The sequence below is a fragment of the Pseudomonas putida genome, from assembly GCF_002741075.1.
Taxonomy (GTDB): domain Bacteria; phylum Pseudomonadota; class Gammaproteobacteria; order Pseudomonadales; family Pseudomonadaceae; genus Aquipseudomonas; species Aquipseudomonas putida_T.
This window is the reverse complement of sequence record NZ_CP016634.1, coordinates 3839518-3854651: the sequence shown is the minus strand read 5'-3', so window position 1 is coordinate 3854651 and position 15134 is coordinate 3839518. Positions and strand designations below refer to the sequence as shown.

Annotated in this window: 12 protein-coding genes; all 12 read left to right on the top strand. The window is 62.2% G+C overall.

The genetic code is table 11. The annotated features are described in order from the left end of the window. The first annotated feature begins 13 nt into the window (after positions 1-13). The 12 genes from uppS to dnaE all read left to right on the top strand — a co-directional run bounded on the left by uppS (position 14) and on the right by dnaE (position 15029). Positions 14-769: a polyprenyl diphosphate synthase gene (uppS, locus tag IEC33019_RS18100; protein WP_070094127.1), complete on the top strand. Its 756-nt coding sequence runs from the start codon at positions 14-16 to the stop codon at positions 767-769. Further along, positions 769-1584, top strand: a complete 816-nt coding sequence (locus IEC33019_RS18095) for a phosphatidate cytidylyltransferase (protein WP_070094126.1) — start codon at positions 769-771, stop codon at positions 1582-1584. The genes uppS and IEC33019_RS18095 overlap by 1 nt, the downstream gene beginning before the upstream one ends. Next, positions 1581-2771 carry a 1-deoxy-D-xylulose-5-phosphate reductoisomerase gene (ispC, locus tag IEC33019_RS18090; protein WP_070094125.1) on the top strand — a complete coding sequence of 397 codons (1191 nt, stop codon included), beginning with the start codon at positions 1581-1583 and terminating at the stop codon, positions 2769-2771. Before IEC33019_RS18095 ends, ispC begins: the two co-directional genes overlap by 4 nt. A gap of 75 nt (positions 2772-2846) precedes the next feature. Continuing rightward, positions 2847-4199: an RIP metalloprotease RseP gene (gene rseP, locus IEC33019_RS18085; protein ID WP_070094124.1), complete on the top strand. Its 1353-nt coding sequence runs from the start codon at positions 2847-2849 to the stop codon at positions 4197-4199. A 79-nt stretch (positions 4200-4278) separates the two neighbouring features. Then, positions 4279-6630 (top strand): outer membrane protein assembly factor BamA, encoded by a 2352-nt coding sequence (gene bamA, locus IEC33019_RS18080; protein WP_070094123.1) that lies wholly within the window; start codon positions 4279-4281, stop codon positions 6628-6630. Between the two features lie 44 nt (positions 6631-6674). Continuing rightward, positions 6675-7178 carry an OmpH family outer membrane protein gene (locus IEC33019_RS18075; RefSeq protein WP_043208855.1) on the top strand — a complete coding sequence of 168 codons (504 nt, stop codon included), beginning with the start codon at positions 6675-6677 and terminating at the stop codon, positions 7176-7178. 1 nt (position 7179) lies between these two features. Then, on the top strand, positions 7180-8235 hold the full coding sequence (gene lpxD / locus IEC33019_RS18070) for a UDP-3-O-(3-hydroxymyristoyl)glucosamine N-acyltransferase (protein WP_070094122.1): 1056 nt from the start codon (positions 7180-7182) through the stop codon (positions 8233-8235). A 113-nt stretch (positions 8236-8348) separates the two neighbouring features. Then, positions 8349-8789, top strand: a complete 441-nt coding sequence (gene fabZ / locus IEC33019_RS18065) for a 3-hydroxyacyl-ACP dehydratase FabZ (protein WP_003252314.1) — start codon at positions 8349-8351, stop codon at positions 8787-8789. Further along, positions 8786-9562, top strand: coding sequence for an acyl-ACP--UDP-N-acetylglucosamine O-acyltransferase (gene lpxA / locus IEC33019_RS18060; RefSeq protein WP_070094121.1), 777 nt, complete (start codon positions 8786-8788; stop codon positions 9560-9562). The genes fabZ and lpxA overlap by 4 nt, the downstream gene beginning before the upstream one ends. 1 nt (position 9563) lies before the next feature. Then, the gene (gene lpxB / locus IEC33019_RS18055; protein ID WP_099593821.1) at positions 9564-10691 is read left to right on the top strand and encodes a lipid-A-disaccharide synthase; all 1128 of its coding nucleotides are present in this window, start codon (positions 9564-9566) and stop codon (positions 10689-10691) included. 1 nt (position 10692) lies between these two features. After that, on the top strand, positions 10693-11316 hold the full coding sequence (gene rnhB, locus IEC33019_RS18050) for a ribonuclease HII (protein WP_070094119.1): 624 nt from the start codon (positions 10693-10695) through the stop codon (positions 11314-11316). 188 nt (positions 11317-11504) lie between these two features. Then, positions 11505-15029 carry a DNA polymerase III subunit alpha gene (gene dnaE / locus IEC33019_RS18045; protein ID WP_070094118.1) on the top strand — a complete coding sequence of 1175 codons (3525 nt, stop codon included), beginning with the start codon at positions 11505-11507 and terminating at the stop codon, positions 15027-15029. Positions 15030-15134: the final 105 nt, after the last annotated feature.

Genomic DNA, 15134 nt, shown 5'->3' with positions numbered 1-15134 from the left:
CGGGGGTTCTCTCATGGAAAAGACCAAGTCAGCGGCATCGCCTTCGGTGCCGCGTCACGTCGCGATCATCATGGATGGCAACAATCGCTGGGCCAAGCGGCGCCTGCTGCCCGGCGTTGCCGGGCACAAAGCGGGCGTCGATGCCGTGCGTGCGGTGATCGAAGTCTGTGCCGAGGCCGGGGTCGAGGTGCTGACCTTGTTCGCTTTCTCCAGTGAGAACTGGCAGCGTCCGGCCGATGAGGTCGGTGCGCTGATGGAGCTTTTCTTCACGGCCCTGCGCCGTGAAGCCAGACGCCTCAACGAGAACAAGATCAGCCTGCGGATCATTGGCGATCGCTCGCGCTTCCATCCTGAGTTGCAGGCTGCAATGCGCGAAGCCGAAGCCCTGACTGCCGGCAACGACCGCTTCATCCTGCAGGTTGCCGCCAACTACGGTGGGCAGTGGGATATCGCCCAGGCTGCACAGCGTCTGGCGCGTGAAGTTCAGGCGGGCCACCTGCGCCCCGAGGACATCACGCCCGGCCTGTTGCAAACGTGCCTGGCCACCGGTGACCTGCCGCTGCCAGACCTGTGCATCCGCACCGGGGGCGAGCACCGCATCAGCAACTTCCTGCTGTGGCAGCTGGCCTATGCCGAGCTGTACTTCTCCGACCTGTACTGGCCGGACTTCAAACACGAGGCCATGCGCAACGCCCTGGCCGATTTCGCTTCGCGCCAGCGCCGCTTCGGTAAGACCAGCGAGCAGGTCGAGGCTGGAGCTCGTGCTTAATGCTTAAACAACGCATCATTACCGCGCTGATCCTGCTGCCGATCGCGCTGGGTGGTTTCTTCCTGCTCAACGGTGGGGAGTTCGCCTTGTTCATCGGCCTCGTGGTGACCATCGGTGCCTGGGAGTGGGCGCGGCTGGCAGGGCTGGTGGCCCAACCGCTGCGCCTGGCCTATGCCGCCGTGGTGGCCGGGGCATTGATGCTGCTCTACCTGATGCCGGACCTGGCACCCTGGGTCTTGGGAGCGTCGGTGATCTGGTGGGCGCTTGCCACCTGGTTGGTACTCACCTATCCGCGTACCAGTGAACTGTGGGCCAGTGCCGCCTGCCGTCTGCTGATCGGGCTGCTGGTGTTGCTGCCAGCCTGGCAAGGCCTGGTGCTGCTCAAGCACTGGCAGTTGGGCAACTGGCTGATCCTGGCGGTGATGGTGCTGGTCTGGGCGGCCGACATCGGTGCCTATTTTGCCGGGCGTGCATTTGGCAAGCGCAAGCTGGCACCACAGGTCAGTCCGGGCAAGAGCTGGGAAGGTGTCTATGGCGGCATGGCCGTCAGCCTGCTGATCGCCCTGGGCGTGGGCCTGGCCCGTGACTGGAGCTTCGGGCAGGTGCTGCTTGGCCTGCTGGGCGCTGTGGTCGTGGTCATGTCCTCAGTGATCGGTGACCTGACCGAGAGCATGTTCAAGCGTCGCGAAGGCATCAAGGACAGCAGCAATCTGTTGCCAGGGCATGGTGGCGTGCTTGATCGCATCGATAGCCTGACCGCGGCGATCCCGATGTTCGCCGTGCTGCTCTGGGCGGCCGAATGGGGTGTCATGTGAGTCGCCTGCAACGCATCACTGTGCTGGGCGCCACCGGTTCGATCGGCCTCAGCACCCTGGATGTCATCGCGCGCCATCCAGAGCGCTACCAGGTATTTGCCCTGAGCGGTTATTCCCGTCTCGATGAACTGCATGCCCTGTGCGTGCGGCACCGTCCGGCCTATGCCGTGGTGCCGAGCGCCGATGCCGCTGCGCGCCTGCGTGACGGGCTGGTGGCTGCCGGTTGCGCCACCGAGGTGCTGGAAGGGGAGGCTGGCCTGTGCCAGGTCGCTTCAGCGTCCGAAGTGGACGCCGTGATGGCGGCCATCGTCGGTGCTGCGGGCCTGCGTCCGACCTTGGCTGCCGTCGAGGCGGGCAAAAAGGTGTTGCTGGCCAACAAGGAAGCGCTGGTGATGTCCGGTGCCCTGTTCATGGATGCGGTGCGGCGCAGTGGTGCCGTGCTGTTGCCGATCGACAGCGAGCACAACGCGATCTTCCAGTGCCTGCCGACCGACCACGCGCGGGGCTTGGCCCAGGTAGGCGTGCGCCGTATCCTGCTGACCGCTTCGGGCGGGCCGTTCCGTGAGACGCCCGTGGCCGCGCTGGCGGATGTGACGCCCGAACAGGCCTGCGCCCATCCCAACTGGTCCATGGGGCGCAAGATTTCCGTCGATTCGGCCAGCATGATGAACAAGGGGCTGGAGCTCATCGAGGCCTGCTGGCTGTTCGATGCGGCGCCGGCAAAAGTGGAAGTGGTGGTGCATCCACAGAGCGTCATCCATTCGCTGGTGGATTATATCGACGGTTCGGTGCTCGCTCAGCTGGGCAATCCGGACATGCGCACACCGATCGCCAATGCCCTGGCCTGGCCAGAGCGTATCGATTCCGGTGTCGCGCCGCTGGATCTGTTCGCGATCGCCCGTCTGGATTTCCAGGCGCCCGACGAGCAGCGCTTCCCCTGTCTGCGCCTGGCGCGGCAGGCTGCCGAGGCCGGTAACAGCGCGCCTGCCGTGCTCAATGCCGCCAACGAAGTGGCTGTGGAGGCATTTCTCCAGCGGCGTATCCGCTTCCCCGAGATCGCGGGTATGATCGAACAGGTGCTTGACCAGGAGCCAGTGGTGGCGCTGCCGACACTGGAGGCGGTGTTCGCCGCCGATCAGCGGGCGCGGGAGCTTTCCCGTGAATGGTTGAGGCGTCGCGGTTACTGATGCTGGTGGCCTGCATGCTCAAGCCTTGCAAGCCGCGAGTTCCAGGGATGGGCTGAACGTCATTCGGAGATGGTTATGACAGCGCTCTACATGATAATCGGCACCCTGGTCGCTCTGGGTGTATTGGTCACTTTCCATGAGTTCGGCCACTTTTGGGTTGCGCGACGCTGTGGCGTCAAGGTGCTGCGGTTCTCGGTGGGCTTTGGCACGCCGTTGGTGCGCTGGCACGATCGTCATGGCACCGAGTTCGTGGTGGCGGCCATTCCCCTGGGGGGTTACGTCAAGATGCTTGACGAGCGCGAAGGCGAAGTGCCGCCTGCGCTGCTCGGGCAGTCCTTCAACCGCAAGCCGGTAGGCCAGCGCATCGCTATCGTCGCTGCGGGCCCCGTTGCCAACTTCCTCTTGGCGATCCTCTTCTTCTGGGTCGTGGCTTTGCTCGGATCCCAGCAGGTTCGTCCGGTCATCGGTGCGGTCGAGTCGGGAAGCCTGGCGGCCTCCGCCGGTCTGGTCGCAGGGCAGGAAGTGGTATCGATCGATGGCAAACCGACCAACGGCTGGTCGGCAGTCAATTTGCAATTGGTACGCCGTCTCGGCGAGAGCGGCACCTTGCGGGTCGGTGTGCGTGATGAGGGCGCTACCGTCGAGCGTCAGCATGAAATCAACCTTGATCATTGGCTCAAAGGTGTCGACGAGCCGGATCCGATCCAGTCGCTGGGGTTGCGCCCCTGGCGTCCAGCCATAACCCCGGTGCTTGCCGAGATCGATCCCAAGGGGCCGGCGGCTGCTGCAGGGCTCAAGACCGGCGACACACTGCTCGCTCTTGACGGTGTCGCCCTCAAGGACTGGCAGCAAGTCGTGGACAGCGTTCGCGCGCGCCCCGAGGCCAAGGTGCGGCTGCACGTCGAGCGTGATGGTGCGCAGCTGGATGTCCCGGTAACCCTCGCCCGTCGCGGGGAAGGGCAGGCGTCCGGGGGGTATCTGGGGGCTGGCGTCAAGGCGGTCGAATGGCCTGCCGACATGCTTCGCGAAATCAGCTACGGGCCGCTGGATGCGGTGGGCGAGAGCCTTTCCCGGACCTGGAACATGAGCGTCCTGACCCTTGAATCGCTGAAGAAAATGCTGTTCGGGGAGCTCTCGGTAAAAAACTTGAGCGGACCGATAACCATTGCTAAAGTGGCGGGCGCTTCAGCCCAGTCGGGCATGGGGGATTTCCTGAATTTCCTGGCCTACCTGAGCATAAGCCTGGGGGTTCTTAACCTGCTGCCCATTCCAGTACTGGATGGGGGGCATTTGCTGTTTTACCTGATCGAGCTGGCGCGCGGTCGTCCGCTCTCGGATCGGGTGCAAGGTTGGGGGGTCCAGATCGGTATCAGTTTGGTCATTGGGGTGATGTTGCTCGCCCTGATCAACGATCTGGGTCGACTATAAAAAGCTTCGCTCAATTGCGAACGAACCTGCCGTCTTATCGCGGCGGGTTGTTTATTGCCAGTTGGAATAAAAGGACTTCATGAAACGTCTGCTGCTAACTGCGGTCCTCTCCGCACTGATGATCGCTGAAGTTCACGCCGAGTCCTTCACCATCTCCGATATTCGCGTCAACGGTCTGCAGCGGGTCTCCGCGGGCAGCGTGTTCGGTGCCTTGCCCTTGAACGTGGGTGATCAGGCCGATGATCGCCGCCTGGTCGAGTCCACGCGCTCTCTGTTCAAGACCGGCTTCTTCCAGGACATCCAGCTGAGCCGCGACGGCAATGTCCTGATCATCAATGTGGTCGAGCGCCCATCGGTTTCGAGCATCGAGATCGAAGGCAACAAGGCGATCAGCACCGAAGACCTGATGAAGGGCCTGAAACAGTCTGGCCTGGCCGAAGGTGAAATCTTCCAGCGCGCGACCCTCGAAGGCGTGCGTAACGAACTGCAACGCCAGTACGTTGCCCAGGGCCGCTACTCGGCCGAAGTCGATGCTGAAGTGGTGCCGCAGCCACGCAACCGTGTCGGCCTGAAGATCAAGATCAACGAAGGCACCGTCGCTGCTATCCAGCACATCAACATCGTTGGCAACAACGTCTTCGATGACGAGGAGCTGGGCCAGCTGTTCGAGCTCAAGACCACCAACTGGCTGTCCTTCTTCAAGAACGACGACAAGTACGCCCGCGAGAAGCTCTCCGGTGACCTGGAGCGCCTGCGCTCCTACTACCTGGACCGCGGCTACATCAACATGGACATCGCCTCCACTCAGGTGTCCATCACCCCGGACAAGAAGCACGTCTATATCACCGTCAACATCAATGAAGGCGAGAAGTACACCGTCCGCGACGTGAAGCTCTCCGGTGATCTCAAAGTGCCGGAAGACCAGGTCAAGTCGCTGTTGCTGGTGCAGCCAGGCCAGGTGTTCTCGCGCAAGGTGATGACCACCACCTCCGACCTGATCACCCGTCGCCTGGGCAACGAAGGCTATACCTTCGCCAACGTCAACGGCGTACCGCAGCCCCACGACGAAGACCACACCGTCGATATCATGTTCGTGGTCGATCCGGGCAAGCGTGCCTACGTCAACCGTATCAACTACCGCGGCAACACCAAGACCGAAGACGAAGTGTTGCGCCGCGAAATGCGCCAGATGGAAGGCGGCTGGGCTTCGACCTACCTGATCGACCAGTCCAAGACCCGTCTGGAGCGCCTGGGCTTCTTCAAGGAAGTCAACGTCGAAACCCCACCGGTGCCGGGCACCGACGACCAGGTTGACGTCAACTACAGCGTCGAGGAGCAGGCTTCCGGTTCGATCACCGCCAGCGTCGGTTTCGCCCAGAGCGCGGGTCTGATCCTGGGGGGTTCGATCAGCCAGAGCAACTTCCTGGGTACCGGTAACAAGGTGTCCGTCGGTCTGACCCGTTCGGAATACCAGACGCGCTACAACTTTGGCTTCGTGGATCCCTACTGGACCGCCGATGGCGTCAGCCTGGGCTACAACGCCTTCTATCGCAGCACCGACTATAACGATCTCGACGTCGACGTGGCCAGCTATGCGGTGGACAGCCTGGGCGCTGGTGTCAGCGTGGGTTACCCGATCAGCGAAACCTCGCGCCTGACCTTCGGCCTGAACGTACAGCAGGACAAGATCAAGACCGGCAAGTACACCGTCGATGAGATCTTCGACTTCCTCGACAAGGAAGGCGGCGACAGCTTCCTGAACTTCAAGGCCTCGGCCGGTTGGTCGGAATCGACCCTCAACAAAGGTGTTCTGGCGACCCGTGGCCACTCTCAGAGCCTGAGCGCCGAAGTGACCACCCCGGGCAGCGACCTTTCGTTCTTCAAGATCGACTACCGCGGCCAGCTGTTCAAGCCAATCACCAACGACTACACCCTGCGCCTGCACACCGAATTGGGCTATGGTGATGGTTTCGGTTCCACCGACGGCCTGCCGTTCTACGAGAACTACTTCGCGGGTGGTTTCAACTCGGTACGTGGCTTCAAGGACAGCAGCCTGGGGCCACGCAGTACGCCGAGCCAGGGCACCAAGCCGGGCACCATCAAGGACCCGGATCAGGACCCGCTGCCGTTCGGTGGTAACGTCCTCGTCCAGGGCGGTGCCGAGTTGCTGTTCCCGCTGCCGTTCGTCAAGGACCAGCGCTCCCTGCGCACTTCCGTGTTCTGGGATGTGGGTAACGTGTTCGACACCAATTGCGGCAACAAGCCTGATTGCGAAAAGGTCGGCTTCTCGGGCATGGCAAGCTCTGTCGGCTTGGGTGTCACCTGGATCACTGCGCTGGGGCCGCTGAGCTTCAGCTTGGCGATGCCGGTGAAGAAGCCGAACGACGCCGATACCCAAGTGTTCCAATTCTCTCTGGGCCAGACCTTCTAAGGTCGGCCCTTGCTTAACGACAACGGTTTATCCAGGAGTGCATCGTGCGTAAGTTGACCCAACTGGCCGTGATGGCCGCGGCGCTGGTCGCCACCCCGGCTTTCGCCGAAATGAAGGTCGCCGTGCTGAACTATCAGATGGCACTGCTCGAATCCGACGCAGCCAAGAAGTACGCCGTCGATGCCGAGAAGAAGTTCGGTCCGCAGCTGACCAAGCTCAAGAACCTGGAAAGCAGCGCCAAAGGCATCCAGGACCGTCTGATCAAGGGCGGCGACAAGATGCAACAGCAGGAGCGCGAGCGTCTGGAACTCGAGTTCAAGCAAAAGGCCCGCGACTTCCAGTTCCAGTCCAAGGAGCTGAACGAGGCCAAGGCCGTAGCTGACCGTGACATGCTCAAGCAGCTCAAGCCCAAACTGGACGGCGCTGTTGAGGAAGTGATCAAGAAAGGCGGCTACGACCTGGTGCTCGAGCGCGGCGCGGTAATCGATGTCAAGCCGCAATACGACATCACCCGCCAAGTCATCGAGCGCATGAATCAAGCCCGTTGATATGACCGTGACCATGACGCTCGGCCAGCTGGCCGAGGCCCTCGGGGCGCAACTCAAAGGCCCCGAGACCCTACAGATCACCGGGTTGGCCACCTTGCAGGAGGCCACCGCCGGGCAGTTGAGCTTCCTTGCCAACAAGCAGTATCGCAAATACCTGGACGATTCCCAGGCAGGCGCGGTGCTGCTCAAGGCCGAGGACGCCGAAGGCTTCGCCGGAAACGCACTGATCGTGGCGGACCCCTACCTTGCGTACGCCCGGATTTCGCACCTGTTCGATCCAAAGCCCAAGGCTGTGGCGGGAATCCATCCCAGCGCCGTGGTGCATGAGGACGCGCAGGTCGATGCCAGCGCCAGTGTCGGCCCGTTTGCGGTGATCGAAAGCGGCGCGCGGATCGGCGCGAACGTGACGATCGGTGCCCACTGTTTCATTGGCGCACGTTGTGTGATCGGTGAGGGCGGCTGGCTCGCACCGCGTGTCACGCTGTATCACGACGTGACCATCGGTAAGCGCGTGGTGATCCAGTCCGGTGCCGTGATCGGTGGAGAAGGCTTTGGCTTTGCCAACGAGAAGGGCGTGTGGCAGAAGATCGCCCAGATCGGCGGCGTTACCCTGGGTGACGACGTTGAGATCGGCGTGAATACCGCCGTTGACCGTGGGGCCCTGTCGGACACCCGAATCGGCAATGGCGTCAAGCTCGACAACCAGATCCAGATCGCCCACAACGTGCAGGTTGGTGACCACACGGCGATGGCGGCCTGTGTCGGGATTTCCGGCAGCACGCGCATCGGCAAGCATTGCATGATCGCCGGTGGCGTCGGCATGGTGGGTCACATCGATGTTTGCGACAACGTATTCGTTTCCGGTATGACCATGGTCACCCGTTCGATCACTGAACCGGGCGGCTATTCTTCCGGCACGGCCATGCAACCTTTGGCCGAATGGCGCAAGAGCGCCGCGCGTATCCGCCAGCTGGATGAAATGTCCAAGCGTCTCCAGCAGGTGGAAAAACGTGTCGATACCGTGACCTCAGGTGGCCAGCCGGCATCAGAAGGCTGATACCATTCCCTGAGCAAGAGTGAACAGACGCTAGCTGGCTCCTCTTTGGATTGCAAAAGGAGCGTATGGTCAGCACCTGCGCTCCCTATTCTTATTACAGGCTTCCCCCCGAAATGATGGACATCAACGAGATTCGCGAATACCTGCCTCACCGTTACCCGTTCCTGCTGGTGGACCGGGTGACGGATCTGGATTTCGAGGCCCAGAGCATTCGTGCCTACAAGAATGTCAGCATCAACGAGCCGTTCTTCAATGGCCACTTCCCGGCGCATCCAATCATGCCGGGCGTGCTGATCATCGAGGCGATGGCCCAGGCGGCCGGGATTCTCGGATTCAAGATGCTCGATGCCAAACCGGCGGACGGCACCCTTTACTATTTCGTCGGCTCCGACAAGCTGCGCTTCCGCCAGCCGGTGCTGCCTGGTGACCAGCTGGTGCTGGAAGCCAAGTTCCTCAGCCGCAAGAGCATGATCTGGAAGTTCGAGTGCCGCGCCCTGGTCGACGGCAAGCCGGTCTGCTCGGCAGAGATCACTTGCGCGGAACGCTCCCTATGAGTTCGATTGATCCTCGGGCGATCATCGATCCGTCGGCCAAGATTGCCGACGGTGTCGAGGTAGGCCCCTGGTCGATCGTAGGCCCAGGCGTGGAGATTGGTGAGGGCACCGTCATTGGCCCTCATGTGGTGCTCAAAGGGCCGACTCGCATCGGCAAGCACAATCGTATCTTCCAGTTCTCCTCCATCGGCGAGGACACCCCTGACCTCAAGTACAAGGGTGAGCCCACGCGTCTGGTGATCGGAGATCACAATGTGATCCGCGAAGGCGTGACCATTCACCGTGGCACCATCCAGGATCGCTCGGAAACCACGCTGGGCGACCACAACCTGATCATGGCCTATGCCCATATCGGGCATGACAGCGTCATCGGTAACCACTGCATCCTGGTCAACAACACCGCGCTGGCCGGCCATGTGCACGTGGGAGACTGGGCGATCCTGTCCGGTTATACCCTGGTGCACCAGTATTGCCACATCGGCGCCCACGCCTTCTCCGGTATGGGAACAGCCATTGGCAAGGACGTGCCAGCGTTCGTCACGGTGTTCGGCAGCCCTGCCGAGGCCCGCAGCATGAACTTCGAGGGCATGCGTCGTCGGGGCTTCAGCGACGAGGTCATCCATGCCCTGCGCCGTGCCTACAAGATCGTCTATCGCCACGGCCTGACCGTGGAGGATGCGATCAACGAGCTGGGCGAGCTTTCTTCCCAGTTCCCCGAGGTCGAGCTGTTCCGTCAGTCGATTCTCAGTTCCGCCCGCGGCATCACCCGCTGACATGGCCCAGCTTTGCGTGGCGCTGGTCGCGGGTGAGGCCAGTGGCGATATTCTTGGCTCCGGTCTGATGCGTGCCCTCAAGGCGCGCCATCCTGATGTGCGTTTCATCGGTGTCGGCGGTCCCTTGATGGAAGCCGAGGGCCTGGTGTCCTACTTCCCCATGGAGCGCCTGGCGGTCATGGGCTTGGTCGAAGTGCTCGGGCGCCTGCGCGAGTTGCTCAAGCGCCGAAAGGAGCTGATCAGCACCCTGATCGCCGAAAAGCCCGACGTATTCATCGGCATCGATGCGCCGGATTTCACCCTCAATATCGAACTGAAGCTGCGTCAGGCCGGGATCAAGACCGTGCATTACGTGAGCCCTTCGGTATGGGCCTGGCGGCAGAAGCGCGTGCTCAAGATTCGCGAAGGCTGCGACCTGATGCTCACCCTGTTCCCCTTCGAAGCGAAGTTCTATGAAGAGCAGGGCGTTCCGGTGCGCTTCGTCGGTCATCCGCTGGCTGACACGATCCCCCTCGAGGCCGACCGCCAGGCGGCCCGTGAGGCGATAGGTGCTGGCGATGGGCCGTTGGTGGCGTTGATGCCGGGCAGTCGCGGTGGCGAAGTCGGCCGTCTGGGCGAGTTGTTTCTCGATACAGCCCAGCGGCTGCGTGAACTCGTGCCGGGCGTGCGTTTTGTCTCGCCCTGCGCCAACCCGGCGCGACGTGCTCAGCTCGAACAGATGCTGCAAGGGCGCGATCTGCCGGTAACCCTGCTCGATGGTCGCTCGCACCAGGCCCTGGCGGCCTGTGACGCCGTGCTCATCGCTTCGGGCACCGCGACCCTGGAGGCGCTGCTGTACAAGCGGCCCATGGTGGTCGCCTATCGCCTGGCGCCGCTGACCTACTGGATTCTCAAGCGCATGGTGAAGAGCCCCTACGTGTCGCTGCCCAACCTGCTGGCCCAGCGCCTGCTGGTGCCGGAGTTGCTGCAGGATGCCGCCACCAGCGAAGCCTTGGCCCAGACCGTGGCGCCGCTGATCGGCAATGGCACACAGCAGACCGAAAGCTTCGATCAGATTCACCGCACCCTGCGCCGTGACGCCTCCAACCAGGCGGCCGAGGCGGTGCTGGCCTTGCTGAGAGACCGATAGGATGCAAATGGGGCTGGATTTCAACCTGGTCGAGGAACTGGTCGCCGGCGTCGATGAAGTCGGCCGTGGCCCGCTGTGCGGGGCTGTGGTCACTGCCGCGGTGATCCTCGATCCACAGCGGCCGATCCTGGGGCTCAATGACTCGAAGAAGCTCACCGAAGCCAAGCGTGAAGCGCTGTTCGACGAGATCTGCGAAAAAGCCTTGAGCTTCTGCATTGCGCGGGCCGAGGTCGAGGAAATCGACCGGCTGAATATACTTCAGGCCACCATGCTGGCCATGCAGCGTGCAGTGGAAGGGTTGAGCATCACGCCCAAGCTCGCGCTGATCGACGGCAACCGCTGCCCCAAGCTGGCGGTGCCAGCGGCGCCGGTTGTTCAAGGGGATGCCAAGGTACCGGCCATCGCGGCTGCCTCGATCCTGGCCAAGGTCACCCGTGATCGGGAGATGAGCGCATTCGAGCTGATCTATCCCGGCTATGGGATCGGGGGACACAAGGGGTATCCAACGCCTGTTCACCTTGAGGCGTTGGCGCGTCTAGGGCCGACACCGATTCATCGGCGTTCCTTTGCGCCGGTGCGCGCAGCGTGGGAGGCCCGCGAGGGCATTACCGACTCTTTGATCTGATCCATTGGGGCCGCTTCGTGGCCTTTCGCGGGTAAACCCGCTCCCACAGGTGTTGCATCGCGTTCGCGGGTTGTGACGGTTGTGAGAGGGGCTTTTACCCGCGAAGGGGCGCAAAGCGGCCCCAAAACTTTCATGGCTTTTACGCTACAATCCCGCTCTTGTTGTCTGGCACTGCTATAGGATTTTCCATGTCGGTTTCCTTCATTCACCTTCGCCTGCACTCCGAATTCTCGCTGGTCGACGGCTTGGTGCGGATCAAGCCGCTGGCCAAGGCGCTGGCTGGAATGAACATGCCGGCGGTGGCGATTACCGACCAGAGCAACATGTGCTCGCTGGTGAAGTTCTACAAGACCGCCATGGGGGCCGGCATCAAGCCGATCTGCGGTGCCGACCTGTGGCTGGCTGGCAGCGACCCCGAAGCGCCGCTCTCGCGTATCTGCTTCCTGGCCATGAATCCCAAGGGTTATCGCAACCTTACAGAATTGATCTCTCGCGGCTGGACCGATGGTCAGCGCAATGGCCTGGTCATCATTCAGCGTGAGTGGATCGCCCCGGCGAGTGAGGGTTTGATCGCCCTGTCGGCGGGCAAGGAGGGCGATATCGGCATGGCGCTGATGGCCGGGCGCCAGGATGAGGCCCAGGCGTTGCTCAGCGATTGGATGGGCATGTTCCCTGACCGCTTCTATGTCGAGGTGCAACGTACCAATCGCGCCGGAGACGAAGAATACGTGCACGCCGCCGTGGCCCTGGCCGACCAGTTCGGCGCGCCACTGGTGGCGACCAACGATGTGCGCTTCATCAAGCAGTCCGACTTCGATGCCCACGAGACCCGGGTTTGCATCGGCGAAGGCTGGACCCTCGACGATCCCCGCCGGCCACGGTCCTACAGCGATCAGCAGTACCTCAAGTCCGCCGAGGAAATGGCCGAGCTGTTCAGCGACCTGCCGGACGCCATCGCCAACACCGTGGAAATCGCCAAGCGCTGCAACATCACCGTGCAGTTGGGCAAGTACTTCCTCCCCGATTTCCCGACGCCCAACGGCATGGGCATCGACGACTACCTGCGCCATGTCTCCCACGAAGGCCTGGAAGAGCGCCTGGCGGTGCTCTGGCCCAAAGAGACCACGCCCAACTATGAAGAGAAGCGCCAGGTCTACCTGGACCGCCTGAAGTTCGAACTGGATATCATCATCCAGATGGGCTTCCCCGGTTACTTCCTGATCGTTATGGACTTCATCAAGTGGGCCAAGAACAACGGCGTGCCAGTGGGGCCAGGCCGGGGGTCGGGTGCGGGCTCGCTGGTCGCCTATGTGTTGAAGATCACCGACCTCGATCCGTTGGCCTATGATCTGCTCTTCGAGCGCTTCCTCAACCCTGAACGTATTTCCATGCCCGACTTCGACGTCGACTTCTGCATGGATGGCCGCGACCGGGTGATCGACTACGTGGCTGAGGCCTATGGGCGCAATGCGGTGAGTCAGATCATCACATTCGGCACCATGGCGGCCAAGGCGGTGGTGCGGGATGTGGCACGGGTCCAGGGCAAGTCCTATGGCCTGGCCGACCGTCTGTCGAAGATGATCCCGTTCGAAGTGGGCATGACGCTGGAGAAGGCCTACGAGCAGGAGGAGATTCTGCGCGACTTCCTCAAGGGCGACGAGGATGCCCGCGAGATCTGGGACATGGCCCTGAAGCTCGAAGGCGTCACCCGGGGTACTGGCAAGCACGCCGGTGGCGTGGTGATCGCGCCGACCAAGCTCACCGACTTCTCGCCGATCGCCTGTGACGAAGAGGGCGGCGGCCTGGTGACCCAGTTCGACAAGGACGACGTCGAGGCTGCGGGCCTGGTGAAGTTCGACTTCCTCGGTCTGCGTACATTGACGATCATCAAGTGGGCGATGGAAATCATCAACCGCGAACAGGCCAAGAAGAACCTGCCTGACGTCAATATCGACTTCATCCCGCTGGATGACCGCAAGACCTACGAGCTGCTGCAGAAGGCCGAGACCACGGCGGTGTTCCAGCTCGAATCGCGTGGCATGAAGGAGCTGATCAAGAAGCTCAAGCCCGACTGCCTGGAAGACCTCATCGCACTGGTGGCGCTGTTCCGTCCAGGTCCGCTGCAATCGGGCATGGTGGATGACTTCATCAACCGCAAGCACGGCCGCGCCGAGCTGGCCTATCCGCACCCGGACTACCAGTACGACGGCTTGAAGCCGGTGCTGGCACCGACCTACGGCATCATCCTGTACCAGGAACAGGTGATGCAGATCGCTCAGGTCATGGCCGGCTATACCCTCGGTGGCGCCGACATGCTGCGTCGCGCCATGGGTAAGAAGAAACCCGAAGAAATGGCCAAGCAGCGCGGCGGTTTCATCGAAGGCTGCGCCAACAACGGCATCGATGCGGACCTGGCCGGTAACATCTTCGACCTGGTGGAAAAGTTCGCAGGTTACGGTTTCAACAAATCCCACTCCGCCGCCTATGGTCTGGTGAGCTACCAGACGGCCTGGCTCAAGACCCACCACCCGGCGCCGTTCATGGCCGCGGTGCTGTCGGCGGATATGCACAACACCGACAAGGTGGTGGTGCTGGTCGAGGAAGTGCGCAGCATGAAGCTGCGCCTCGATGCGCCGGATGTGAACTTCTCGGACTTCAAGTTCACGGTCAACAACGACGGTCGTATCGTCTACGGCCTGGGGGCGATCAAGGGCGTCGGCGAAGGGCCGGTGGAGGCCATCGTCGAGGCGCGTGCCGAGGGCGGGCCGTTCAAGGACCTGTTCGACTTCTGCGAGCGTGTCGACCTCAAGCGCATCAACAAGCGAACGCTCGATGCCCTGATTCGCAGTGGCGCGCTGGACCGTCTAGGGCCGTACTTCCACGACGAGATCAAGGCTTACCAGGCCAACATCGACCGCAACCGGGCAGTGCTGCTCTCGGCCCTGGAAGAGGCGATCAAGGCGGCCGAGCAGATCGCCCGTACCGCCGACAGCGGCCACGTGGACCTGTTCGGGGGCCTGTTCGTGGAAGAGGATTCCGATGTCTACGCCAATCACCGCAAAGTACGCGAGTTGACCCTCAAGGAGCGTCTGCGGGGCGAGAAGGACACCCTGGGCTTGTACCTGACCGGTCACCCGATCGACGAATACGAAACCGAGATCCGCCGCTTCGCGCGCCAGCGCATCATCGACCTCAAACCGTCCCGCGACACCCAGACCGTGGCCGGTATGATCATTGCGCTGCGGGTGATGAAGAACAAGAAGGGGGACAAGATGGGCTTCGTCACCCTCGACGACCGCTCTGGGCGTATCGAGGCCTCACTGTTCGCCGATGCGTTCATGGCAGCACAGGCCCTGCTGCAGACCGACGCGATGGTGGTGGTGGAAGGGGAGGTCAGCAATGACGACTTCTCCGGTGGCCTGCGCCTGCGGGTCAAGCAGGTGATGACCATGGAGGACGCCCGCACCAAGCTGGCCGAAAGCCTGCGCCTGAAGGTGGCCCATGAGGCCCTCAAGGGCGACCGACTGGCGTGGTTGGGCGAGCTGATCACCCGTCACCGCGGCGGCTGCCCGATCACCCTGGAGTACACCGGCAGCGATGCGCGGGCGATGCTGCAATTTGGCGACGAGTGGTCGATCGACCCTGCCGATGGCCTGATTCAAGCGCTGCGTGACCAGTTCGGACGTGAGAACGTCTTCCTGCAATACCGCTGAACCGACGAATTTTAATCTCGACCTGAATGCGCCTGATCCCTTAAGGTAGGGCGCCAAACGGATCAACCGGCCGGCCGCCTGGCCGTAGACCCAAGACGGATGCCT

Bases quoted from the DNA above. Each gene is read 5' to 3' on its own strand.
- uppS (WP_070094127.1), top strand. From the start codon at position 14: ATGGAAAAGACCAAGTCAGCGGCATCGCCTTCGGTGCCGCGTCACGTC.
- IEC33019_RS18095 (WP_070094126.1), top strand. From the start codon at position 769: ATGCTTAAACAACGCATCATTACCGCGCTGATCCTGCTGCCGATCGCG.
- rseP (WP_070094124.1), top strand. From the start codon at position 2,847: ATGACAGCGCTCTACATGATAATCGGCACCCTGGTCGCTCTGGGTGTA.
- bamA (WP_070094123.1), top strand. From the start codon at position 4,279: ATGAAACGTCTGCTGCTAACTGCGGTCCTCTCCGCACTGATGATCGCT.
- lpxD (WP_070094122.1), top strand. From the start codon at position 7,180: ATGACCGTGACCATGACGCTCGGCCAGCTGGCCGAGGCCCTCGGGGCG.
- fabZ (WP_003252314.1), top strand. From the start codon at position 8,349: ATGATGGACATCAACGAGATTCGCGAATACCTGCCTCACCGTTACCCG.
- lpxA (WP_070094121.1), top strand. From the start codon at position 8,786: ATGAGTTCGATTGATCCTCGGGCGATCATCGATCCGTCGGCCAAGATT.
- lpxB (WP_099593821.1), top strand. From the start codon at position 9,564: ATGGCCCAGCTTTGCGTGGCGCTGGTCGCGGGTGAGGCCAGTGGCGAT.
- rnhB (WP_070094119.1), top strand. From the start codon at position 10,693: ATGCAAATGGGGCTGGATTTCAACCTGGTCGAGGAACTGGTCGCCGGC.
- dnaE (WP_070094118.1), top strand. From the start codon at position 11,505: ATGTCGGTTTCCTTCATTCACCTTCGCCTGCACTCCGAATTCTCGCTG.